The organism is Vibrio sp. V38_P2S17PM301 (genome assembly GCF_009904845.1).
GTDB classification, from domain to species: domain Bacteria; phylum Pseudomonadota; class Gammaproteobacteria; order Enterobacterales; family Vibrionaceae; genus Vibrio; species Vibrio proteolyticus.
Window position 1 is genome coordinate 38,976 of sequence record NZ_WXWO01000109.1, and the last position, 21,573, is coordinate 60,548.

Sequence of the window (21,573 nt, forward strand, 5' to 3'; positions counted from 1 at the left end):
AACGCCCTATCCACAGCGTTTTTAACCCTCCCGGCAAACCGGGAGGGTTAGGTTTTTCTTAAAGTCGACGCAGTCCCCACATCAGGTACAACCCGCCGATCAATGACGCCACCAAACCGGCCGGCACTTCCTGCGGGTAAAGCCACTGGCGTCCCAGCCAGTCGGCAAACAGCATTAGCCCACAGCCAATCAGTGCCGAACACACCAGGTGCTCTCTTGCGCGACTAAAGCCAAACAGCCGGGCCAAATGCGGGGCCATCAAGCCAATAAAGCTCAGTGGGCCCACCACCAATGTGGCACTGACGGTCAAACACGCCACCAGCAACAACAGCAGGCCTCGTGATCGCCCGACTTTGATGCCTAACGCTCTGGCACTTTCCTGCCCGAGCGGCAAAATATCCAGCCATCGAGCGCTGGCAAAGCCAAGAGCCGTGAGCACCAAAGCAGATACAAATAGCGGCAACAAGGTTTGTTCGGTCACGTAATAAGTGGAACCAGACAACCAGGCCAGCACCTGATAACTGCGTGGGTCTCCCCCTGCCAGCACAAAGCTTTGCACTGCGTTCATCAAGGCTGTGATGGCAACGCCGGTCAGCAGCACACGTTCCGGTTGAAAACCGGATTTGCGGTTGAGAAGCACAATCACACCCAGCGATGCCATTGCCCCCAACAAACCACCTAAATAGAGGCTAAACAAGCTTGCGCCCATCCCGGTAAACATGGCGATGATCAATCCCAGTGCCGTCCCTGAGCTGATCCCAATCACCTCTGGGCTAGCCATCGGGTTTCCACTCAGGCGCTGCACCACAGTACCAGCCACTGCCAACATGATTCCCGCTAAGGCCGCCGCCATTAGCCGAGGTATACGCCATTCGAGTAATGACCATTGTCCGCTCGTCACCAGCCATTGCCAGCCGTCACTCTGGCGTGACACTGTGCTGAACAGGCAGAGCCCCAGCACAATCATCGCGATGATAGCGAGAATCGTATGTTTGCTTAGAGGAGTGACCCGCTCACTGTGTCGGGTAAGCACAGTCTGTGTTTGCGTCTGGCTACGCATTGACAGCTTAGGCAACATCCATAGTAATAACGGCGCTCCAAGCGCGGCTGTTGCAGCGCCAGTGGGGATCACCATTGCCATCACCCCAGGAAGCTGCTGGATCAATAAATCGGTCAGAGTTAGCAACAAGGCGCCAAGAAGCATCGATACCCACAGTTTAGGGACCAGACGATGCACACCAAGGCTGCGCGTGATGGCCGGTGCCGCCAGCCCGACAAACCCAATCACACCGACACTGGCAACGACCCAGGAAGTGAGCATGACCGCTAAGCCAAGACAGACCACTCGTAGTTTCGCCAGCGACACGCCAAGACTTTTCGCCCCTTGTTCAGATAATTCCAGCAGGCTGAGGGGCTTAACAAACAGAAACGCGGCTGCAGCTGCGACGGCGATACGGGGCGCCAGGTAGCTAACATCCTGCCAGCCGGTCTGCACCAATGAGCCCGCGCCCCAAATCATCAGACCGGCCAGTTGATCCTGATTCATCATCAACAACACGGTGCTTACCGCGCCAAAATAAAGATTGATGACCAAGCCGGATACCACCACCACAGTTGGGGAAAGTGCACGACGCCAAGATAATGCAAACACCAGCGCCATGGTCCCTACTCCGCCAGCCAAAGCGACCAGTGAATGAGAGAATTCAATTAACCACGGGGCGTACAGAGTGGCCATCATCAAGGCGAAACTGGCACCGCTGGCCACACCAAGTGTCGATGGAGACGCCAAAGGATTGCGCAGTACCTGCTGCATTAACACCCCAGCCACGGCTAACGCCGCGCCAGCGATCAAAGTGGTAAACACCCGCGGCCACCAGGTCAGATGCAGTTTGACAGAAAGCGGCGTTTGCCAGTCAACCTGCCACATGCTGGCGAGGTTCAGACTAACGTTGTCGCCAACCGAAATTTGCAACCCCATCATCAGGGCGACAAAACCCGTTAAACACGCGATTAACAATGTTGAACGCAGGCTCATTGCGTCACCTCCCGCGTGAGAGTGTCAGTCATGAGGGTGGCAAAACGAACCGACGACGGAATGGCACCAAAGCTCCACACGGCCTGCACTCGCAAAGCCGGATGCCCGGTTTGTTTGACCAGATACTGCCAGTAGGCATCCTTTTCCAGATGCTCACTGACACCGGCTGGCATCGGCTCCACCACCACCAGTTGTCCTGACAGCCCCTGCAGGCGATCAATGCCAATCAAGCCAAACCCCCAAGAGTTGGTGGTCTCTTTCCACGCATTCTCCAGACCAAGCTGGTTAATCGCAATACTGTACAAACTGTTGTTACCGAACACGCGCACATGCTGGCTGTCCATAAATTGGATCATAATCAGCGGAGGAGTGCCTTGCGGGAGTTTCTGTTTCAGTGTTGCAAATGTCTGCTCCGCGTCATGGATAACCCTTTCCGCTGCACCTTCACGTTCTGTGAGACGCGCCAGCGTCCGGGTAAATGTTTTTAGTGCCGACCAACTGATGTCTCCATCGGTGTAAAGCGGTACGGATTCTACTCTGGCAACACGCGACAACTGCGGCTCCAGGGATTGAAAACGAGGTGAAATGAAAATGGTATCGAGATCCAGTTCAGACAAACGTTCCAGATTTGGCTGAGTACGCAAACCGACGTCCACCGTGGTGTCCGGTAAGCGTGGGCTGCGAACCCAGGCGTTGTAATCCGCCTGCTGAGCAGATGCTACCGGCGTCAGTCCCAAAGCCAGCAGTGTTTCGGTCTGTGTCCAGTCTATCGACATCACCCGCGGGCTGATGGGAGAAGACAGCTGCTGAGCCTCGGCGAAAGCGCCTTGCGCCATCAACAAGCTCGCCACCATCATCAGACGAGAGAATGGGAATAACCTTAACATGGCATGGCCACCGGATAGCCAGCCGGGTGATCCGTAATGTGCATCTCGATGCCATATATCTGGTTGAGCTGAGGCTCAGTAAATACCTGTTCCACACTGCCTTGCACGATCATTTCTCCGCTGTGCAGCGCAACGATGTGATCGCAGAAGCGAGCGGCCATATTGATATCATGAATGACGATAATGACGCCGAGATTCAGCTCCTGGCTGAGCTTTTTGATCAGGTTCAACATCTCGACCTGATGCGCCACATCCAGCGCAGAAAGCGGTTCGTCCAGTAGCAGATACTGGGTGCGCTGTGCCAGAAGCATCGCCAACCAGACACGCTGACGTTCACCACCAGACAGGGTATCCACCAGACGATCGGCGTACTTTAGTGTGTCGGTCAGTGTCATCGCTTCCTGAATGTACTGTTTGTCCTGACCGTTCAGGCGCCCAAGCAAACCATGCCAGGGATAGCGACCAAAACTGACTAAATCACGGGCTGAAAGGCTGTCTGTCGCCGGCAGATGTTGTGGTAAATAAGCCACTTGCCGGGCAAACTGCTTGTCACTCCATTGTGAGACGGGCTTTTTGTCGAGTAAGACTTCACCACCGGTGGCTTTTTGCTGTTGAGCCAATAGCTTAAGCAGAGTCGACTTTCCAGAGCCATTATGCCCAACCAGGGCATAGATTTTTCCTGGCTCAAACGCCATATCAAAGTGTTTCAGCAGCGCCCTGTCACCGACGTGAAATTCCAGCTCTTTTGCCGCGAGCATATTTTATCCTGTTATTTTCCTGCTTAATTCTGGGGTTAATCGGTTGTAACTTAAAGATTAACAAGGGGTGATTTATATAACAGCCAACAAACAAATGCAAACCATTTTCATTTGCATTAATATTTAAAAAGATTAGGCTATATCCCTGATATCTAAAGGGTTGGCAACAGGCTAGGTAGGATAAGTTTATGATAAAAAGGGCATTAGACAGTGCCATACAATGGCGGTTCGGTGCCGCTCGGGTGGAGTGTGTCGTGTCGGAGATAGCTGGTGTACAGGAAAAGCATCCTCTTTACCTCGCCCGGGTTGGTTTTGATCACAGCCAGTTTGACCCAAGTTGGTTTGCCATCGCTGGCATCGACTGCCCCGCACAAATTTCGGCCAGCCGGCTTCCCCGCCAGGCCGAGTTTTTTGCCGGGCGCCTGGCCGCCCACACCGCACTTAAAGCATTCAATCAAGTGCCCGTTTCCATCCCCATCAACCCTGATCGTACACCGGCCTTCCCACCCGGCTTCTGCGGCTCAATTTCACACAGTGGCGAACAGGCTGTGGCCCTGGTTGCGTGCAGCAATCCGTCAGTCCTACGTCCCGGTATTGATATTCAAACGATAGTGACAATCGAGCAAAGTGCTGACATTCAACCTTTGGTGGCCACAGAAGGTGAGTTGGCGATCATGACGGCTGCGGGACTTTCCAGAGAAATGGCTGTCACCGCGATATTCTCGGCGAAAGAAGCTCTGTACAAAGCGCTCTTTCCCTTAGTGGGTGACGTGCTCGAATTTGACGTGGTGACATTGATACAGCACAACGATTCACTGCTGCACTTCGAAGCGGCGCCCTCACTGCGAGCTTACGGGATCAGACCTCACCTCCACTGCCACCTAGAGATACAGGATCAGCGCGTCCAGTGTGTTACCTGGCAAGCTTGATAACAAAACAGCCTTAACGGGGCTGTTTTGTTCGTCTATCAGATTCAGGCCAGCTTAAACTTCGTCAGTTCACTTTCCACTCGGGCGGCGTCTACCCGATAACCATCGACGATCTGATTAAGCGCAGAGGCGAGTTGACCGGTTTCTTCCGCAATCCCCGTCAGCGTATCCACATCTAAATCCACCTCATGGCACGCTTTAGACTGCTCTTCCGTCGCATTGGCGATACTGGTAATGTGCTGATTAACCAGTTCTATCACGTGCTCAAGTTCCGAGACGCTGGACTTGGTGGTATTCACAGATTCGAACGTATTGTCACTGGCTTCACGACTCTTACGCATGTTGTCCACTGAACGGTTGGTGTTATCGCAAATTTTACTCAGTAATTCGCTGATGTGTTCTGTGGCTTCTTTACTGCGCTGCGCCAGATCCCGAACCTCAGAAGCAACAACGGCAAAGCCTCTCCCCTGTTCTCCAGCGCGGGCAGCTTCAATCGCGGCATTGAGGGCCAGTAGGTTAGTTTGTTCTGATATACCATTGATGGTGTCGACAATGCTGCTGACCCGCGCGGCATCCTGTTCCAGTTGTTGCATGCATTGTTGAGTTTCACCGATCTGTTGCGCGAGCGCTTCCACATTGGAGAACGACGAGTTACTCTGCGACAAACAGACCATCACCTGTTGCGTCATGGATTCCGTTTCTTCCAATGCACGTGTCGCCGATGAAGCAATTTCGTTACTGGACTGGGCCAGTTCAGTCATGGATGCAGCGATATTCGTGCATTTTGCGGTCGTGGCTTCGCTGCTCTTACCCAGCTCAACAGAGCGTGAAACCACCTGGTCCAAACGCTGCTGACTTTGTTGATCTGCTTCAGTAACGCTGGATAACAGCGACCCAAGCGTGCGATTGAGCCGGTTGATACTCGATGAGATATGCGCTATTTCGTCTTTTCCCTGGTCGTCCAGTTGTAAAGCCAGATTGCGCTCTTCCGACATCACCTGGAGCTTTCGAGTCAAACCGCCAACCCGGGCTTTCAAGCTCGAGACACTCATCATCAATAACAGGGAGAGAAGCACGGCGCTGACACCACACAGCAACAGCGTCAACCACGCCATCTGGCTGGCCTGCTGTGCTTGGCTATCTGCCTGAGTTTGCATGACTTGCTGGATCTGATTGCGGACTTGATTGATCAATTTGATGCGCTCAGTAGCCATAGCAAACCACTGAGTTGCAGCTGGTCCTTTTACCGAATCCAGCGTATCGCTCTGATTCAAAAATGCCTGCTGAACAGCTTCCACTTCTTGCCACGTTTTGCTCTGCTTGGCCTGATTTAAACTCTGCATCATATCAACTGGCAAGCTTAACCGAGCGTTTCGTTCCGCGTAGCCGCCCGTTTGAATGTAATTGTTGATATTGGCGTAGACTGATTCTGTGCTACTGCCTCTGGCGAACACCCCATTCAAAGCGCCTCGTACCTGACCAGCACTCTCTTTCATGGTCACTACGGCCACCAGCGACTTACCCAGTTGCGCCATATCCGACAAATGAATTTTAGACAGCAACGCACCGGCGTTATCGATCGCTAACTGATTGATGTTGGAATAATAAGCGAACGGAGAAACAGACAACTGCAGTTGGTCTACCTGACCACGTACGTTATTGAGTTGCGCCAGTTGTGATTTCACGTCTTGCCCCAGATCGTTCACATAGGCAGGAGAAAGATACTCAGGCTGAAAACTCAGTAACGCCTTAATATGCAGATCCGCGACCTGACGTTGTTTTTTCAACGCCTGAACCTGCTCTCCCTTTCCCTGGCTGCCTATCACTCCCGCGGTAAGACCTCGCTCAACCGCCAGATTGTGTGCCAGGTTGTCATACAGCATAACCAGGTGAACCGCCTCGCGATCGGCGTTTGCGGCTTCTTTAGTAGCAAAAAAGCCACTACTGAGATAAATCGCCAGCGCGACCGTGAGGAGTAACGGCACCCCTGCAACAAAACTGACAATAATGTGAAATGGATACTGACGAAACCAACGCTTCATAACTTTTTCCTTAGTTATTTCATGGACATTGAGCGTACACTTAGAAGCTAGGTGATTTCAGTAAAATGTCCCGTTTATATCAGAATCATTTCAATAACTTGTGCACTGGGTCAAACCAACACATCCATCAGTAACGGGTTATAACATCAGAGAAAACCAAAAAAAGCCGCAGAATGCGGCTTTTATCTCAGTGCTGGGTTCCCGTTGGATTGGTCCCAAATTCGGCTTGATCATAAATGTCAGCCAGTGTCTTTTCACTTTTGCTTTGCGGTTTTTTACGTCGAACTGACTGGTAACAATAAGCTTGCGCTTTCAGAGCTTTTTGATGCTCTTTCGCAGACTGGATAAATTCTGAATCAGACATCGCCTGCTGGCGTAAGCGGTTCACTCTTTCTAAGGTTTCCCACAACATACGTCACCTCCAGTAGTTACTGTATGTAAACCCAGTATAACTCGAATCACTATAGCGTCAAGTGATACTGTATAAAATCACATGAAACTCAGTACTACCACTGATGACAGGTTCAAAATCGAAGAAGACACCCCTGTTGAAATAAAACCTAATAGATTGTTTTTATTTACTTTTAATACGAAGTTGTTTTTATAACCAAAGAAGAACTCTGCACCTACGCGACCCAATTTTTCAGGTGCGGCGGTATACAGTGAATCAAAGCTGGTCATAGGAATGAGCCATCAGATTAGATTTCTACACTCAGTGATCGGCGGAGATGCGAAATGCAACTCCACTCGGTAAGCAACTCGGCTTACTCGTCCCTATTTGAAGACGTGGTTCAACATTGAATTAAGGGCTTCTAAGTTCGAATTCTCTAAAGCTGGGGAGAGCAATCAGCCGGCTAAAAGCCAGCTAATTTGAAAACATAGATAGGAAAGGAATGAGTCTGTGCATCAATGGAACGTGGAGATGCTCTCATTATTGTTTGCTAATAAAACGTTCAGCACTTGCAAAAAGCGCATCACACTGCTTCTTCTGCTTTGCGTACTCAGCCGTACCCTCTTCTAAGGAATCGAGTACCTCTTTGGCTTTATGGTAGTTCCCGACCATTACTGCGAATCTTTCTTCGAAATCGCTTTTCTTCGTTTTATTGCCAGTTTTTCTTTTAGGTTTGCGCATAAAGTCCTCTTTACATCAAAGGTCTAACAACGTGTTCTGCTGACGTTCCAGCAGAATGTCTTCGATCTTTCTTCTTATCTGGTGGATGTTATCCGGCTTATCATCTCTAGCATCATTGCTGCTTTTCAGTGATTTAGCTCTGGCTGCTTTCTTCTTCAAAGTGAAACCTCAGTCTATGGTTTGACACAAAACGTCCCTCAGGATTAAACCTTGTGAATCGTTAATTTCACCAGTACTGGTTGACTCACAGAATGAAAAATCCAAATCAAAGAGACTGGTATGCACTCTGGGTAAGATATGGCGTTTTAATACACCGCTGTTTAGCTAGTGAAAGGTGGCAGACCAAGGGTCCTTTATGATGAAGGTGATAGCGGATTTAGAACATAAGTAGTTTGTTCTTGCGGTATTTTCTGCTCACGCAGTACGTAATACCAATATAGTTTTCTATTAGTCTTTCGATTCATATTGCTCCTTAATAGGTATTGGAGAAGAAAGAACTCGCCATAACTAGGATCTAGGCCATAAACGAGTTCTCGCTATACAGTGTTGGTTACGCGAAAGTAACGGCCGCAGCTTGTGGGCCTTTGTTGCCCTGCTCTACGGTAAAGCTTACTTTTTGGCCTTCAGCTAGCGTTTTGAAGCCCTCTGACACAATAGCGTTGAAATGAACAAACACATCTGCGCCACCATTGTCTGGAGTGATAAAACCAAAGCCTTTTGACTCGTTAAACCATTTTACTGAACCAGTTGTTTTATTTGACATATATATCTCGATACATTGATAAGTTAAAAATGAAAGCTACTAAATCTGGAATGAAGAAAAAGGTATCGCAGGATAGATATGACGAACTGAATCGAAAGGAAACTGAGAAGATCTTGAACTAAATATATCATTAATAGCTCGCTGTTTGAGCTGCAGTCACTATACACTGTGTGGGGATAATAGATAGTTATTTCGGTTTTTATTTTTTCTGGCATTCAAAACCGCAAGTTACCCATTCCCTCAAGAAAAGCAGATAGGGATACCATTTCTGTACCTGATCCAGAGTTGGAGCTCAGTGTGAATCGCTCTGGAATACGTCGAGGTCTAACCTTGTACCCACTCTGATAACAAGAAGCGCGAGGCGTCATAACGCTTAAAGGGCAATGACGACAACTAAGACTTTCAGCACGATACTGTACCAACTAGGTTAAAATCGCTGATAAAAAAAGCCGCACGTAAAGTGCGGCGAAACAAGGACAAGTGCTTTAGAGATAAAATGGAACAAATTGTCTTTGAGGAAGCAGGGCGCTTATTGAAGATACGCGTTCAACATCCACATCAGTTTTTCCTGTTCGCGAATGTAATCGCCCATCAGAGCTGCTGTACCTTCATCATCGGCGTTTCCTGCCTGTTCCAGGATCTCACGCTCTTTGCCCAGCAATACGCTGAAGCCATTCACTAAACCTTCCACACATTCAGTACCGCTAGTGGCGTTTTTATGTTCGGTAATCGCACTGTTTTCCAAATAACGGCTGAAGCTGTGATCGGGTGTGAATCCCAGAGTCAGGATACGTTCTGCCAGTTCATCGATCTTGGTTTGCAGATCGGTGTAGATTTCTTCAAATTTGACGTGCAATTCGAAGAACTGCTGACCTTTGATGTTCCAATGGTAACCGCGGGTATTCATGTACAGAACTTGGTAGAGAGCAAGAAGTTGGTTCAGTTCAGCTGCCAGCTCTTGTGCTTTATTACTATCAAGACCGATAAGATTTGTTTGGCTAGACATAAAACTCTCCTTAAGTAACCGATTTAAAAATTCGTTCGAGATGGTGATCTCTTTGATGGGGTTATTCTACGAAAGCAGACAAAATAGATAAAACCGTTTAAACCTATCGCTTTAATAGCTAAAAACTATGTCATAGAACAAAATATTTCGCAGAACACGCAGCTTTATGCGTAGGAATCTGTGTAAAATAGAGATATCTCAATGACTTGCCTAACGGCGACGGACACTCCGGATAATAATAACTATGGATTACATCGCCCTTTCAAGGATTAGCCTGAAGCACCTCACGGTGTTTCATGTATTGCTCAACACCCACAGTGTGACCGCAACCGCTCAGCAGTTGTGCGCCAGTCCATCCGGTATTAGCAAAGTGTTGTCACAGCTACGTTCATTGTTGAAAGATGAGTTATTCTATCGCGATGGTACGCGCTTGGTTCCTACGCCCTTTGCGCTCAGTATGGGACCGACTGTGCACGGTATTCTCTCCAGCATGAACGGCGTGCTGCATCATGGCGAGTTTGACCCTCAACAGTACAGCGGAGATTTTGCGATTGGCATGCGAGGCAGTAGTGTCGAGTTGTTTGCCCCGTTGTTGAGCCACATTGCCGAGCAACTGAACGGCGCATGCCGGCTCAACTTATATGCGAAAGAGCAGCTCGGTTTTGAGGCCTTGTTACGCGGTCAGGCGGATTTTATTATTCTGCCGCATGACATCAGTCAGCCGCCGACGCATATTAAAGACTTGGTGTGGAAGGTGATTCTGGATGATGAAATGGTTTGCCTGATGAACGCCGCACACCCGTTGGCAGACACCGCTCTCACCATCGATAGCTACCTCAGCTATCAACACGTTGGGGTCCACGATCGCGAGCTGTCGCGACCATTCTTTGAGCAGCAATTGGCGCAACATCACCGGGCTCGCGACATCGCACTATCCGTAGCAGATTTCGGCGCAGCGGCGATTATGTGTCAGCACATGCCCTATCTATTCACCTGTTCGAAACGCTGGGCCAATGTTGCCTGTCAGACACGCAGTCTGATCCAGAAGAACCTGCCGTTTGACTATGGTCATGTCGCCTATAGTTTGGTGTGGAATAAGCAGAGCCTCAACGACCCAGCCCAAAACTGGCTGCACCAACAATTGCAAAATACGCACTTACTACCCTGAGCACGCGATTTTGTGATGCTCGAAACAGAAAAAGCCCCGATAAACGGGGCTTTTTCCGGTTAATCCGAACTGGATTTAAAGCGTTTTGTAGATAACTTTGTTACCTGCGAGCTGCTCTTTTGCTACCAGGTTTTCTTCCAGTAGTTTTTTCAGTGCGCCTGTCGCCCAAGAAGCCGCTTTGGATTCTTCTTGGCCTGCAGCAAGACCAATCCCTTTTGGATTGATGCCTTCTGCATTCGCAGCAACGATGTCCAGAACCTGTTGTTGCTTAGGAGTCAGAGCAACCTCTACGGATTTTGGCGCGGCTACTGCTTTTTCTACTGCTGGTTTCGCAGCGACTTTTTTCTCAGCTACAGGTTTCGCTTTCTTTGGTGCTTCTAGATTAGCAACCGCCGCTTTAATGCGCTTTTGCAGTTTCATCTGCACCTTACGCTTATGAGCAAGTCTCATGTGAGTATTTCTCCATTTCACTGCATCAGGCGCAGTGGTGAAAATTCGAAGCGCGTTTTATACCAAAATTCCGAAGTGATTTGTAGGGTAACTCCGCGTTTATGGGCTAAAAATGCGCGTACTCACAACGTATGACTACAATTTAAACAGTAGCTATAATGAACTTTCTAAAAAGTACTGAGTATATACACAGAGGTAAGTTCTCCAACTGCGGAGCCGGTATGCAGACGATTCATTTAACCAACCAGCCACTGCGACTTAACTCACCCGTGACCAAACTGGTGGCACTGGTAGCGATGTTCGGTGCCGCGTATTTAATCAGCTATGCACCGGGCTGGCCACAGGCGGTCTTATCTGTTCTGGCCGTACTGGCACTGCTGGGGTTTGGCTATCTGTTGGTCAAAAAAAGCACGGTGTCTTACACGCTGACCCCGACCCACTTTCAGCAACACCTGTTTAAAGGTGGCTGGGTAGTGAAATGGACGAACATCAGTAAGATAGGCATCGTTCATTATGACAATCAAGGTTGGCAACAACCGCTACCATGGGTTGGCATCAAAATAAAAGATTATACCCCTTACCTGAACGCCGTTTGTCCGCGTATTGCGACTGAGGTACTGCTTGGTCAGCGCGCACTGTTATACCTGGGGGCTCGTCAAAGAAACCAGGAAACTCAGTTTGAGGACATGGTACTGGATTCAAACCCATACCACGATCAGAGTGGCCAGGAATTTTCTGGCTTGTTGGCTATGCTGGCCAACCGCATGCGTTATCAGAGAAAATATTATGACTACGATGTGTTCATCGCCGCTTCGGATTTGGACCGAAGCGCAGAAGAGTTTGTCGGCCTGACCCGGCGTTATCTCGCGGCCGCCGAGCCAGAACCGTTGCAGCAGAGCAATTAGCCCGCTCGATATCCAGGTTCAGTAAAGCGGCATCTCGTCGGCAACAAACGGATTGGTTTTGCGCTCATGACCGAAAGTCGACTCCGGACCGTGACCGGGTACAAATCGCACGTCGTTACCCAATGGCCACAATTTAGATTTGATGGAGTTGATCAGCGTATTGAAGTCCCCTCTTGGGAAATCCGTGCGGCCAATGCTGCCGTTAAACAGTACGTCACCGACAAACGCCAACTTAGCTTCTTTGCTAAACAGAACCACGTGTCCCGGAGTGTGGCCTGGTGTATGGAACACGTCCAGCACCTGATGACCGAACTGCACCTGATCGCCATCATTCAGCCACTGGTTCGGCTCAAATGCATCAGTATGCGGAAAACCAAACATCTGGCTCTGACCTTCCAGCCCTTGTAGCCAAAAGTTGTCGTCTTTATGCGGGCCGACAATCTCGACACCACCCAGAGCGGCCGCAAGAGGCTCAGTGCCACCGACGTGATCAAGATGGCCGTGTGTCAACACCAGACGTACCACGTCGATACCCAACTCTTTGATCAGCGCAGCCAACTGTTTCACGTCACCACCGGGATCAATCACGATGCCTTTCATCGTCTCATCACACCAAACGATGGAACAGTTCTGAGAAAAAGAGGTGACTGGAACAACCTGATATTTAAGAGTCATTGTTAAACCTTATTCGCAAAATCGAAACTGGTCGAACTATGACACCGCCAATCGTATTTTACAACCAATCAACCACGCCAACTGCGCACGGGGCCAGTATCAATATGGACGAATTCACTTCTCGGATAATAACCGACACCACCCATCTTAAGATCCATGGCCGCATCGCGAATACGTTTCAGGCTCACACCATCCAGACGAAAATCGATCGCCTGACCGCTCATATGATAACTTTTCCGTGCCACACCATTGGATCGCGACCGCAGCATTTTATTGGTTGCAGGAGAACGGTAACCAGAGATGATCATGACCTCTGCGTCGCTACCGAGTAAAGACTGAATTTTAGAAATATGGTCAAACAAACGCTTATCCATCGGATGGATCTCGTTGCGACGAAAATCACGGCAAATGTGATTCAGTTTCGCCAGCTCCGGCTTCACGTATGAGAGGCCATCAAAATAGCATGCTTCCAGCATCTCTCCGGTATGGAGGTTGTTCATCGCCAGAGAACGAGATTTAGCGACAGGAGAAGCGTTTGCCACACTCGGAGCACATGCGGCCACAACGAGGCCCGCTCCGGTCATTTGTAAGAATTTTCGACGAGAAATGTGCACTACAACTTTACCTTTGTATTAGATACGAACACCTTGCCGGACCTTATCCGACCCTTTTGGTAAGTTCAAATGCATAAAGTGTGCACAAAAAAGCGGAATGCATGTCGCATTCCGCTTACTATCTGACCTAATTGATAATTTTATTTGATGATATTTATGTCAATTTTGTGTCAATTAACCACTTTTTGTGGTCAGCCCATCATAGCGGTAAATATCGTCCCTATAGTGTACTTGCCCTGATTCATACCAAACCGTTTGGTAAATAATATGCACGGGGATGCGCTGTCTCAGTGGAATCGACTTGTTGGTGCGCTCGTTGTACTGCGCGATTTTCATCTCATCTAAACCTTGTGTACGCAGCAATAATGCCGCGAATTCATCCGCATTCTGCACTCGGATACAACCCGAACTGAATGCGCGTTGCTCCTTATTAAACAAACTCTTACTAGGTGTGTCATGCAAATAAATCGCACGTTTATTGGGGGTGTTGAACTTGTACAATCCGAGTGCGTTCTGAGCCCCCGATTGCTGACGGAGACGGTAGGGAAACGCACGTGGATTGACGGTCGTCCAGTCTATCGCTTCTGGGCTGATCACTGCATCTGAATCCCAAGTTTCGAGAATTTGCATCTGATGCTTTTCAAGATAGGTGGCATCTTTTTTCACCTGCGGCAAAATATCCTCCACCATAATTTTCCGCGGCACGTTCCACGTAGGATTCAGGATCAAGGCATTCAGACTGGTTTTCATCACCGGCGTTTTTCGCGAGACCCGCCCTACAACCACTTTCGATTCAAAGACTTCATTGCCTAAATACCAGTAACGAATTTGATAACCAGGCACATTCACCAATATCAAGGTGTCATGCTGCATCGGCCACAATCGAGAACGTTCGATATTAAGTGCCAGCATGGCAACCCGCTGTGAGGGGGCAACATTTAACCACCTGACCGTTGCCGGGCCAATAACGCCGTCCTGGTTTAGTCCATGGATACGTTGAAATGTCTTGATCGCCGTTTCCAACGTATCGTCATACCAGGCCACATCGGTGCGTACCCGGCTCACGTCGACATTCACCAGTTGGAGCCTTTGCAATAGAACATCACGGTCACTGATTGAATCGCCGACCCGCTTCAGGCCAACCTGTTGATAACGCGGCACATTAACATCTGCGTACTGCCCTAAACTGCGGTAAGTATCGAGCAGTTGTTGGTACCCCGGTGAGGCAGGCGCAAAAATGTCAATGAACCCTGACAATCGCTTGGATTCAATTGCAGATTCCAGTGCCATCACCATTTCATTGCTCGGTGGCTGTATGGGCTGGTTCAACTTGGTCCGAAAAAACCAGTTATACCCGATTTGAGGCGCAAGCTCAGCGTAACTCATATACAGCAGTAAGGTATCAGTAGCCAGAACATCAAATTCAAACCAGCTGTTGGCCGCCCGATAATATTTAAGGTAACTGAGCTGTCGGTTAAACAAAGGGCTGAAACCCGCCTGTTGAATCAGCTCGAGTTGAAATTCAAGCTTGTTGATCGGCTCGATATCCGTCCATATCAGGTCACGGCCATTGTTTTGATAAATCTGATTAACCACATCTGGATATTGCAGCAAAGACGGAATTTTCGAGTCGTTTTGAAACCATTCCAGCGTTTCATTGCGCGCTATCGCCCCCACCTGATACGGGATCATCAGTAGACAAATCAACCACCAGCTATAGTGTTTCCATGATCTCATCTTAAGCGCTCTCCCTTTCCACTGCGTCAGTACTAATGCTGTCGCAAAGCAGCAATACGCACTGAATACGCAATAAAAGTATGGCAGAGAATCAAGCGTTAGCTAGGGTTAACTTTTTGAGGCGGGACGGCAGCCCGGCGGACTTGGACACAATTCAGAAGGCCACACCGGGATTACCTGTCAGGGAAGGAAAGTCATCTGGCTAGCGAATGGCAGACCAGTGGTTATCCCACATCACGCCGGACGCGACACTCTGTTTGGCTTGTGGGTAAGGATGGGTAATCACGTTGCCCGACCCCGAGCTGATGCGAAATGCCTTGTCAGCAGTCACCACCCCGGAAGCATCCGGCAAAGCCGCCAGCTCCACCAGTTGTCGACTGGCTTTCGACCAGATCCCATAACAATTGCCCCGTGGTGAGGTAGCCAGAATCCACTCTTCTGTTGCGGCAATACTGGCAATGTAATGATTGAAACGCGCCCACTCTTCGGGTTCAGCATCGAGCGGGATCATGGCGCCTCCTCGGGTGTGCATCGCAAGAAGAGCAGGATATTCATCCGGTTCGCCCCGATATTGCTGACCACACAACACCGTGTGATCGCCATCGTGCGCCAGATGGCGAATACTAAGGTGGTGATCCCCCAACGAAACTTGATCCAACAATTGACCCGTTGGACTCAGGTAACTCAGGCTCGGCTGCATCGAATCCAGATTGAGTGGCGCCCTTCCATTGGTGTGCACACCACCGACCCCAATAGCCAGTGTATCGTCCGGCATGAGAATGACCTCATGCGGCCCCAAACCAAAGCCATGAAACTCTTCGACTTTACGATATTGCTGAGTAGAGTCATAGACACCAATGATACCGCGACTGGTGCCGCGCTCTCCTTCTGTCGCATACAACCAGCGGCCGTCATTGGAATACACACCATGACCATAGTAATGACGATCCTTGGCCGCCAGTGTGAGTGTTACTGTTTCGCCGGTGCGATAATCAAACACCAGAAAAAACGTCCCAGGACGACGGCCGAACGCAGCGGCGTGGCCTGATTTAGTGTTGATTGCTACCCCATGCCCTCGGGCGGGTAATGGCACCTGAGTCAGCGGCATACCGGACTCATCGGCCACTACTGCAGAAAATTGTTCCCGGCCACGAATCGCGCAACCGACCAGTGCGGGCGCAGGTGTACCAGCCGAAGCGAACGAAAGCGGCATCATTGATACCGCGCCTCCGGCAAATGCGGCTTTAAGCAGGCCGCGTCTTGTTTGATCAGTCACCATCAGTTGCATTGAATCCTATTACGACGCCCAGCTCTACCGCGACTTCTTCATGAATCAAATACTTAAGCTGCTCCAACTTGTTAAATTGTGCCAGCACCGACTGATAGCCTTCACGACTTTGCAGCAAATCAAACAAGCTCGATTGTTCAGGCCAAGCCACCAGCGTCGCTTCAAACTGCGCTTTGATTGAGTCTGCCAGATCTGCTTTACCGCGTTGGCGCAGCAACTGGTCCAAACCCTTACCGTCGGCCAGATACAGAGCCTGTAACGCTTCTACGTTGGCTTTGAGATTGAGCATTGAGCTCTTCGAACGCCAGGATTCTGAGAAGTACGGTCGAGGATGTCCGATTTTTGCCATTGGTCGGCTGAGTTTTTTCATGCTGTATTCAAGTTGATTCGACAACACAGCAATGTATTCCGCATACCAGTTTTGCGTATCCAGTTGGATCCATGGGTTGGTTTCCCACGCTTTTGCAATATGCGCCGCATTGATTAGCAAATTGCCACTTATGGCGACACCCGTGTCGCAGGTGGCCGGGTTTGCCGCCAGATCGGAGGCTCGGTCATAGAGCAGCCATTCGATAGCGCCCAATCCCTGCACCGTAACACTCTGCTTTGAAATTTGTTCTGGCGTCCAGTGTCGATGCTGTTCGACCAACGCCGACATTTTACGACCGGTGGTATTTTTCTTGTCTGGCCAGAACTGAATATTCCAGCTCTGCTCCAGCGCTTGCGATGGCCCACGCTCCTGACCCTGCAACGCCATCCAGGCATTCATAGTTTGGTGCCACTGTTTTTTCACTGATTCTGGATGGTTGCGACCGTCTGCACAATACGCGGAAAACGCTTTGTTAAGCGCTTCCGCTGCGCTTGAGAAACGCTGAGCCGATGCAGATTCCAGCTGATAAACCGGATGACTGATATGCGGCGTTGGCGACGCAGCAGAGACACCACCGGCAAACCCGCTCAGACTGACTATCACGACACCAAAACGCGCGAGTTGACTACAATTCATGGTTATCCCCTTATAGTGAATTCAGAAAGGCGATCAGCGCCTGACGTTGTGCGTCATTAAACTTGAGTACGGCTTGTTTCGCAGGCTCCGCCTCACCGCCGTGCCACAATACCGCTTCCATTAGATTACGAGCCCGGCCATCATGTAAATAATACGTGTGCCCATTCACTTCCTGCGTGTAACCAATCCCCCACAATGGCGGCGTCCGCCACTCTCGCCCATTAGCAAGGTATTCATCGCGATTATCTGCCAACCCTTCCCCCATATCGTGGAGCAACAGGTCTGTATAGGGATGAATTTCCTGTCCTGATAACGCCGGAAGATCCGCACGCACCGCCGTCTTCACACTCGGTTTGTGGCAGTTATCGCAACCGGCTTCGGCAAACAAGGTTTGTCCATACTTGACCGCCGGATCATTCACATTGCGTCGCACTGGTACCGCCAAATGCTGAGAATAGAACTCAACGAACTTCAGAATCTTATCACTGACTTCCGGCGAGCCGCCATTTGGTAACTCATCACACAACGTCTGCTTTGCGGTACAGTTTTCGTTAGGAAACAGGTTACTGGTCAGTCCAACATCGCCATTAAATGCAGCCGCATTTTGTTGCATCAGCGTCGGTTGACCAGCTTTCCAGCCAAAACGACCGATGGCAAATTGTTGTTTTTGCACATCCCACACCCGGTTTACTTTCCCCGAAATGCCATTACGACCGTCACCAGATTGCGCCCAGGTCAGCAGCGTGCTGTCCGGTATGCTCTCTAACAAGCCCAGGCCAATCATCGGCGGAGCAACACGGGCAGAGAATTGAGTCTCAGGGTGCATTGGGCCGTATTGCAAGTCCACAATCTTAAGCTTCGGTTTGCGTAACGTCACTTGTGTCCCGTCAGAAAAAAGGACAGGAATCGATGTGTATGTAATATCGACCACCCCTTCTGCCTTTTGATCCGGCAACGCGAAATCCTGCAGTTGCGCCCCATAAGTCGGCTCAGGCACGACACCGTCTCGAATAAACACGTGTTTCTGTTCTGCGGTCATCGCTGGAATACTGAGCCGAACCAGCATCGACACCGCATGCTGGTCATTTCGCTCAGGTGGATGACCACGACCATCTTTGATGTGGCAGTTCTGACAACCGTTGGTATTGAACAGTGGGCCGAGTCCATCTCTGGCGTCGGTTGAAGACGGAGACTGAACCCAAGGGTTACGGAAAAAACTGTTCCCAACACTAAAATCCAGACGCTTAGCAAGTGGCAGGTTGGAAGCCGGCAGTGAGTAGGCATTTGGCCCTTGCTTTTTTGTGCTCGTGTCGCCGCCGGACTTGACTCCATACGCCATCGCATGGGTTGATAACAACGCCAGGGTGGCCGCAGCAAGGTACTTTTTCATAACATGGCTCTCATGCAAAAAAATCGCCGCTTCTCACTCAAATGCAAACGGCAAAAGGGCTCATAGTGAGCCCTTGGTTATGTTGTTATTCTGCTTAAAATTCGTGATCAGCTGTGTCCGGGTTCAAGCTGTCGATACCAATCACATTAGCCGCGCGTTCAATCGCAGACGTTTGTGCCACCAGTGATGTAATCGTGTCATTCACCAGTGCATTGCCTTTCGCATTGCCTGCAGCAATCAGTTGATCGAAGTGCTGATTGTCTTTTTCAGCAGAGATCACTAACTTGTTGACTTGGAGCAGAGTGGTATCAAACTGCTGCTGAATTTCCTTGGCTGCTTGAGCATCTTTTTGCTCTACCAGCGCCGCGATACCCGGGCCGCTCAGGGTAGAACCATCAGCACGTTTATATTCACCCGTGTAAACGTTGTAAATTCCCTGCTCATTGTAATAGTGCGAGTTATGCGTATTGTCGGAGAAGCAATCGTGCTCATCTTCGGTCGAGTTCGCTTCCAACGCCACTTTCATGCGTTCGCCAGCCAGCTCACCCAGCGACAAAGAACCCATACCGAACAGCATTTTACGAACGCCATTTTCAGCAGGCTCATTGAGCAGAGATTCGCGGTAGTTGCCTTTTTCGTCAGCCGACCACTGTTTTTCCATCCACGCCAAATCCTGCACCAACAGGTCCGCAGCAGCTTTGAGGTATTCACCACGGCGATCACAATGATCATTCGTACAGCCTTCACCCACCACAAAATCGGTGTACGCACGCGCACCGGCTCCCGCGTTGGTGCCATTCAAATCTTGCCCCCACAGCAGGAACTCAATCGCATGGTAACCCGACGCCACGTTTGCTTCTGAGCCGCCAACTTCGTTCAGATTGGCAATCAACTCAGGTGAAATCTTTGCGGTATCAATGGTTGTCGCTCCGATTTTCAGTTGCTTGTTGGCGACAATATTCGCCTGCGCACCTTCATTGCCAAGCTCATATTGATAGTCCGAACTCACGTAATCGATCAGCCCTTCGTCCAGCGGCCAGGCATTCAATTGGCCTTCCCAATCATCAACTACGGCGTTACCAAAACGGAAAACTTCAGACTGTTGGTAGGAAACGCGTGAAGCCAACCAGGCTTGCTTTACTTGGTTAAGTTTGGCTTCTGACGGAGCTGCCAGAAACGTATCAATTGATTCGTCCAACGCTTGTGCGGTGGTCAGTGAGTCGGCAAAAACAGCATGCGCAAGAGCAGCGTAATGTTCGACAACTTGATCCTGAGTTACGTTGGCCGCCATCACTGAACCGCTCAATGCAATCAGAGATGCAGCAAGAGAACGGGTTAGAAAAGGGTTTACAGTCATTTTGAAGCATCCTTGTTGAGCTACTTGTAATCTTAATTCATTGCTAGTGCTAATTATTCTCATTTGCACTTCTAAAGTCAGATAATACAAATTTACATTTTGTTTTCAACTTTTTTGTTTCAAAACACTTCAAAGCCAGCACATTTCTGCTTTCCATACACAACCACACTCACATCATTACCGATGTAGTGGCCAAAAAAAGCCCCGCAAAAGCGGGGCTTAACCGATAGTAACCGGCTACAGTTTGAGATGGTGCTTCCCGTGGGCGACTTTGGCCTTGAGGTAATTTTCATTACCAGACTTGATGTGCGCCGATGTATTCACCACTTCTTCAATATCAATACCGTGCTCTTTAAGCTCACGTACTTTCTTAGGATTATTAGTCACCAGACGGATCTTAGATACCCCCAGAGCTTTCAGCATTTGTGCCGCTTCAGTGAAATCGCGCAGGTCATCACCAAAACCAAGATGGTTATTGGCTTCGTAGGTATTCATTCCTTCACTTTGCAAACGGTAAGCGTCAATCTTATTGTAAAGACCAATACCACGACCTTCCTGACGCAAATAAAGGATAATGCCGCCTGTATCGCCCATCTTATTAATGGTTTCTTCCAACTGCTCACCACAGTCACAGCGTGAAGAGTGGAACACGTCTCCGGTCAGACATTCTGAATGCATACGAACCAGTGGTACCGGGTCATTGTGATCGGCCTGTTTAAAAATAACCGCAACATGTTCTTTGTCCGTTTTCAGACCACGGAATGAGAGAATTTCCGCATCAATGTTGCTTTTGGCTCCGACTTTAAAATCTACTCTGGCTCTTACTTCCGCCATATTCCCACTCACTTGCAATGTCGCACGCTGCGATACTATTAAACCATGCATTACTGCACTCTCTGTTGCCACTTATCATGGGGATTGATACCCGAGATTTCAACGATTAGATCACTTCTGTATCTCGCAGCTCCCACCCCGTCTAGTGCTGGGAGGAGCGGAAGTACACAGCAATCCACAGGCGTTCACCAATCGATGCAGCAAAATGTTATAATATAACATTTTAGTTTAATGGCAATAAAAAACCTTCGTCAGATGACTAACGAAGGTTTCTGGGAAATCCGTATAAAGTTAAATGATATTAGTGTGTTTGCTTTTTCTTCCAAACAGAAAGTTCAATCCACACATTTTCCAACTCTCTTAATTCTTCTTCCGTTAATAACGAAAGCGTTGGCTTAGATTGAGGAAGCGTATACGACTGCAGAGAACTTATCTGCGCGTAAAAATCCTTCTTTAATTGAGAGATTAACGAGTCCACTGCTTTTTCCCGGAATCTAATAATTCTTTAACTGTAATTAAATAATATCATATTGATTATTAATCGGGCACTCAATTCCAAAATATGGAATAACCATCACAGTTTATCTCTATAAGATC

Annotated in this window: 21 protein-coding genes; 3 read left to right on the plus strand and 18 right to left on the minus strand. The window is 49.3% G+C overall.

The genetic code is table 11. The features are described 5' to 3' along the window. Positions 1–58 precede the first annotated feature (58 nt). The 3 genes from fhuB to CAG64_RS23260 are packed head-to-tail and all read right to left on the minus strand — an operon-like array spanning position 59 to position 3,680. Positions 59–1,981 carry a Fe(3+)-hydroxamate ABC transporter permease FhuB gene (gene fhuB, locus CAG64_RS23250; RefSeq protein ID WP_237668188.1) on the minus strand — a complete coding sequence of 641 codons (1,923 nt, stop codon included), beginning with the start codon at positions 1,979–1,981 and terminating at the stop codon, positions 59–61. 50 nt (positions 1,982–2,031) lie between these two features. Next, the gene (locus tag CAG64_RS23255; RefSeq protein WP_161457876.1) at positions 2,032–2,922 is read right to left on the minus strand and encodes an ABC transporter substrate-binding protein; all 891 of its coding nucleotides are present in this window, start codon (positions 2,920–2,922) and stop codon (positions 2,032–2,034) included. Further along, positions 2,916–3,680, minus strand: coding sequence for an ABC transporter ATP-binding protein (locus CAG64_RS23260; RefSeq protein ID WP_021703584.1), 765 nt, complete (start codon positions 3,678–3,680; stop codon positions 2,916–2,918). The genes CAG64_RS23255 and CAG64_RS23260 overlap by 7 nt, the downstream gene beginning before the upstream one ends. 188 nt (positions 3,681–3,868) lie before the next feature. On the opposite strand from CAG64_RS23260, the gene CAG64_RS23265 reads away from it, so the two are divergent. Then, positions 3,869–4,609, plus strand: a complete 741-nt coding sequence (locus CAG64_RS23265; RefSeq protein WP_161457877.1) for a 4'-phosphopantetheinyl transferase family protein — start codon at positions 3,869–3,871, stop codon at positions 4,607–4,609. A 44-nt stretch (positions 4,610–4,653) separates the two neighbouring features. Here the strand turns inward: CAG64_RS23265 and CAG64_RS23270 are convergent, their stop codons facing one another. The 6 genes from CAG64_RS23270 to CAG64_RS23290 all read right to left on the minus strand — a co-directional run bounded on the left by CAG64_RS23270 (position 4,654) and on the right by CAG64_RS23290 (position 9,552). Next, on the minus strand, positions 4,654–6,651 hold the full coding sequence (locus tag CAG64_RS23270; protein WP_161457878.1) for a methyl-accepting chemotaxis protein: 1,998 nt from the start codon (positions 6,649–6,651) through the stop codon (positions 4,654–4,656). Positions 6,652–6,838: 187 nt separating this feature from the next. Beyond that, on the minus strand, positions 6,839–7,063 hold the full coding sequence (locus tag CAG64_RS23275) for a hypothetical protein (RefSeq protein WP_161457879.1): 225 nt from the start codon (positions 7,061–7,063) through the stop codon (positions 6,839–6,841). Between the two features lie 519 nt (positions 7,064–7,582). Next, positions 7,583–7,783 (minus strand): hypothetical protein, encoded by a 201-nt coding sequence (locus tag CAG64_RS23280; protein WP_021703588.1) that lies wholly within the window; start codon positions 7,781–7,783, stop codon positions 7,583–7,585. 15 nt (positions 7,784–7,798) lie between these two features. Continuing rightward, positions 7,799–7,942, minus strand: a complete 144-nt coding sequence (locus CAG64_RS23725; RefSeq protein WP_169727782.1) for a hypothetical protein — start codon at positions 7,940–7,942, stop codon at positions 7,799–7,801. A gap of 391 nt (positions 7,943–8,333) precedes the next feature. Then, positions 8,334–8,546 carry a transcription antiterminator/RNA stability regulator CspE gene (gene cspE, locus CAG64_RS23285; protein ID WP_021703589.1) on the minus strand — a complete coding sequence of 71 codons (213 nt, stop codon included), beginning with the start codon at positions 8,544–8,546 and terminating at the stop codon, positions 8,334–8,336. Positions 8,547–9,075: 529 nt separating this feature from the next. Then, positions 9,076–9,552 carry a Dps family protein gene (locus CAG64_RS23290; protein ID WP_021703590.1) on the minus strand — a complete coding sequence of 159 codons (477 nt, stop codon included), beginning with the start codon at positions 9,550–9,552 and terminating at the stop codon, positions 9,076–9,078. Positions 9,553–9,796: 244 nt separating this feature from the next. On the opposite strand from CAG64_RS23290, the gene CAG64_RS23295 reads away from it, so the two are divergent. Then, positions 9,797–10,720: a LysR family transcriptional regulator gene (locus CAG64_RS23295; protein ID WP_021703591.1), complete on the plus strand. Its 924-nt coding sequence runs from the start codon at positions 9,797–9,799 to the stop codon at positions 10,718–10,720. 75 nt (positions 10,721–10,795) lie between these two features. Here CAG64_RS23295 and CAG64_RS23300 read toward each other — a convergent pair whose 3' ends face one another. Beyond that, positions 10,796–11,170: a MarR family transcriptional regulator gene (locus CAG64_RS23300; RefSeq protein ID WP_021703592.1), complete on the minus strand. Its 375-nt coding sequence runs from the start codon at positions 11,168–11,170 to the stop codon at positions 10,796–10,798. 221 nt (positions 11,171–11,391) lie between these two features. Here CAG64_RS23300 and CAG64_RS23305 point away from each other — a divergent pair, with 221 nt between their 5' ends. Next, complete coding sequence (locus CAG64_RS23305) at positions 11,392–12,075, plus strand: DUF2982 domain-containing protein (RefSeq protein WP_161457778.1); 684 nt, start codon at positions 11,392–11,394, stop codon at positions 12,073–12,075. An 18-nt stretch (positions 12,076–12,093) separates the two neighbouring features. Here the strand turns inward: CAG64_RS23305 and CAG64_RS23310 are convergent, their stop codons facing one another. The 8 genes from CAG64_RS23310 to CAG64_RS23345 form a co-directional block, all read right to left on the minus strand. After that, positions 12,094–12,750, minus strand: coding sequence for an MBL fold metallo-hydrolase (locus tag CAG64_RS23310; RefSeq protein WP_021703594.1), 657 nt, complete (start codon positions 12,748–12,750; stop codon positions 12,094–12,096). Between the two features lie 68 nt (positions 12,751–12,818). Beyond that, positions 12,819–13,364, minus strand: a complete 546-nt coding sequence (locus CAG64_RS23315) for a YcbK family protein (protein WP_021703595.1) — start codon at positions 13,362–13,364, stop codon at positions 12,819–12,821. A 174-nt stretch (positions 13,365–13,538) separates the two neighbouring features. Further along, positions 13,539–15,101: a L,D-transpeptidase family protein gene (locus CAG64_RS23320; protein WP_161457777.1), complete on the minus strand. Its 1,563-nt coding sequence runs from the start codon at positions 15,099–15,101 to the stop codon at positions 13,539–13,541. Positions 15,102–15,303: 202 nt separating this feature from the next. Beyond that, complete coding sequence (locus tag CAG64_RS23325) at positions 15,304–16,389, minus strand: DUF1513 domain-containing protein (protein WP_202600928.1); 1,086 nt, start codon at positions 16,387–16,389, stop codon at positions 15,304–15,306. Beyond that, positions 16,370–17,395, minus strand: coding sequence for an imelysin family protein (locus tag CAG64_RS23330; RefSeq protein ID WP_161457776.1), 1,026 nt, complete (start codon positions 17,393–17,395; stop codon positions 16,370–16,372). The genes CAG64_RS23325 and CAG64_RS23330 overlap by 20 nt, the downstream gene beginning before the upstream one ends. Before the next feature lie 10 nt (positions 17,396–17,405). Continuing rightward, positions 17,406–18,785 carry a di-heme oxidoreductase family protein gene (locus CAG64_RS23335; RefSeq protein ID WP_021703599.1) on the minus strand — a complete coding sequence of 460 codons (1,380 nt, stop codon included), beginning with the start codon at positions 18,783–18,785 and terminating at the stop codon, positions 17,406–17,408. Positions 18,786–18,879: 94 nt separating this feature from the next. After that, positions 18,880–20,142, minus strand: a complete 1,263-nt coding sequence (locus tag CAG64_RS23340) for an imelysin family protein (RefSeq protein ID WP_161457775.1) — start codon at positions 20,140–20,142, stop codon at positions 18,880–18,882. Positions 20,143–20,379: 237 nt separating this feature from the next. Then, positions 20,380–20,976: a GTP cyclohydrolase II gene (locus tag CAG64_RS23345; RefSeq protein ID WP_052035713.1), complete on the minus strand. Its 597-nt coding sequence runs from the start codon at positions 20,974–20,976 to the stop codon at positions 20,380–20,382. Positions 20,977–21,573 lie beyond the last annotated feature (597 nt).

What these genes read in the sequence shown, in the direction of transcription:
- fhuB (WP_237668188.1), bottom strand. Translation starts at nt 1,981, where the DNA reads ATGATGGGGTTGCAAATTTCGGTTGGCGACAACGTTAGTCTGAACCTC.
- CAG64_RS23255 (WP_161457876.1), bottom strand. Translation starts at nt 2,922, where the DNA reads ATGTTAAGGTTATTCCCATTCTCTCGTCTGATGATGGTGGCGAGCTTG.
- CAG64_RS23260 (WP_021703584.1), bottom strand. Translation starts at nt 3,680, where the DNA reads ATGCTCGCGGCAAAAGAGCTGGAATTTCACGTCGGTGACAGGGCGCTG.
- CAG64_RS23265 (WP_161457877.1), top strand. Translation starts at nt 3,869, where the DNA reads ATGATAAAAAGGGCATTAGACAGTGCCATACAATGGCGGTTCGGTGCC.
- CAG64_RS23270 (WP_161457878.1), bottom strand. Translation starts at nt 6,651, where the DNA reads ATGAAGCGTTGGTTTCGTCAGTATCCATTTCACATTATTGTCAGTTTT.
- CAG64_RS23275 (WP_161457879.1), bottom strand. Translation starts at nt 7,063, where the DNA reads ATGTTGTGGGAAACCTTAGAAAGAGTGAACCGCTTACGCCAGCAGGCG.
- CAG64_RS23280 (WP_021703588.1), bottom strand. Translation starts at nt 7,783, where the DNA reads ATGCGCAAACCTAAAAGAAAAACTGGCAATAAAACGAAGAAAAGCGAT.
- cspE (WP_021703589.1), bottom strand. Translation starts at nt 8,546, where the DNA reads ATGTCAAATAAAACAACTGGTTCAGTAAAATGGTTTAACGAGTCAAAA.
- CAG64_RS23290 (WP_021703590.1), bottom strand. Translation starts at nt 9,552, where the DNA reads ATGTCTAGCCAAACAAATCTTATCGGTCTTGATAGTAATAAAGCACAA.
- CAG64_RS23295 (WP_021703591.1), top strand. Translation starts at nt 9,797, where the DNA reads ATGGATTACATCGCCCTTTCAAGGATTAGCCTGAAGCACCTCACGGTG.
- CAG64_RS23300 (WP_021703592.1), bottom strand. Translation starts at nt 11,170, where the DNA reads ATGAGACTTGCTCATAAGCGTAAGGTGCAGATGAAACTGCAAAAGCGC.
- CAG64_RS23305 (WP_161457778.1), top strand. Translation starts at nt 11,392, where the DNA reads ATGCAGACGATTCATTTAACCAACCAGCCACTGCGACTTAACTCACCC.
- CAG64_RS23310 (WP_021703594.1), bottom strand. Translation starts at nt 12,750, where the DNA reads ATGACTCTTAAATATCAGGTTGTTCCAGTCACCTCTTTTTCTCAGAAC.
- CAG64_RS23320 (WP_161457777.1), bottom strand. Translation starts at nt 15,101, where the DNA reads ATGAGATCATGGAAACACTATAGCTGGTGGTTGATTTGTCTACTGATG.
- CAG64_RS23325 (WP_202600928.1), bottom strand. Translation starts at nt 16,389, where the DNA reads ATGCAACTGATGGTGACTGATCAAACAAGACGCGGCCTGCTTAAAGCC.
- CAG64_RS23330 (WP_161457776.1), bottom strand. Translation starts at nt 17,395, where the DNA reads ATGAATTGTAGTCAACTCGCGCGTTTTGGTGTCGTGATAGTCAGTCTG.
- CAG64_RS23335 (WP_021703599.1), bottom strand. Translation starts at nt 18,785, where the DNA reads ATGAAAAAGTACCTTGCTGCGGCCACCCTGGCGTTGTTATCAACCCAT.
- CAG64_RS23340 (WP_161457775.1), bottom strand. Translation starts at nt 20,142, where the DNA reads ATGACTGTAAACCCTTTTCTAACCCGTTCTCTTGCTGCATCTCTGATT.
- CAG64_RS23345 (WP_052035713.1), bottom strand. Translation starts at nt 20,976, where the DNA reads ATGGCGGAAGTAAGAGCCAGAGTAGATTTTAAAGTCGGAGCCAAAAGC.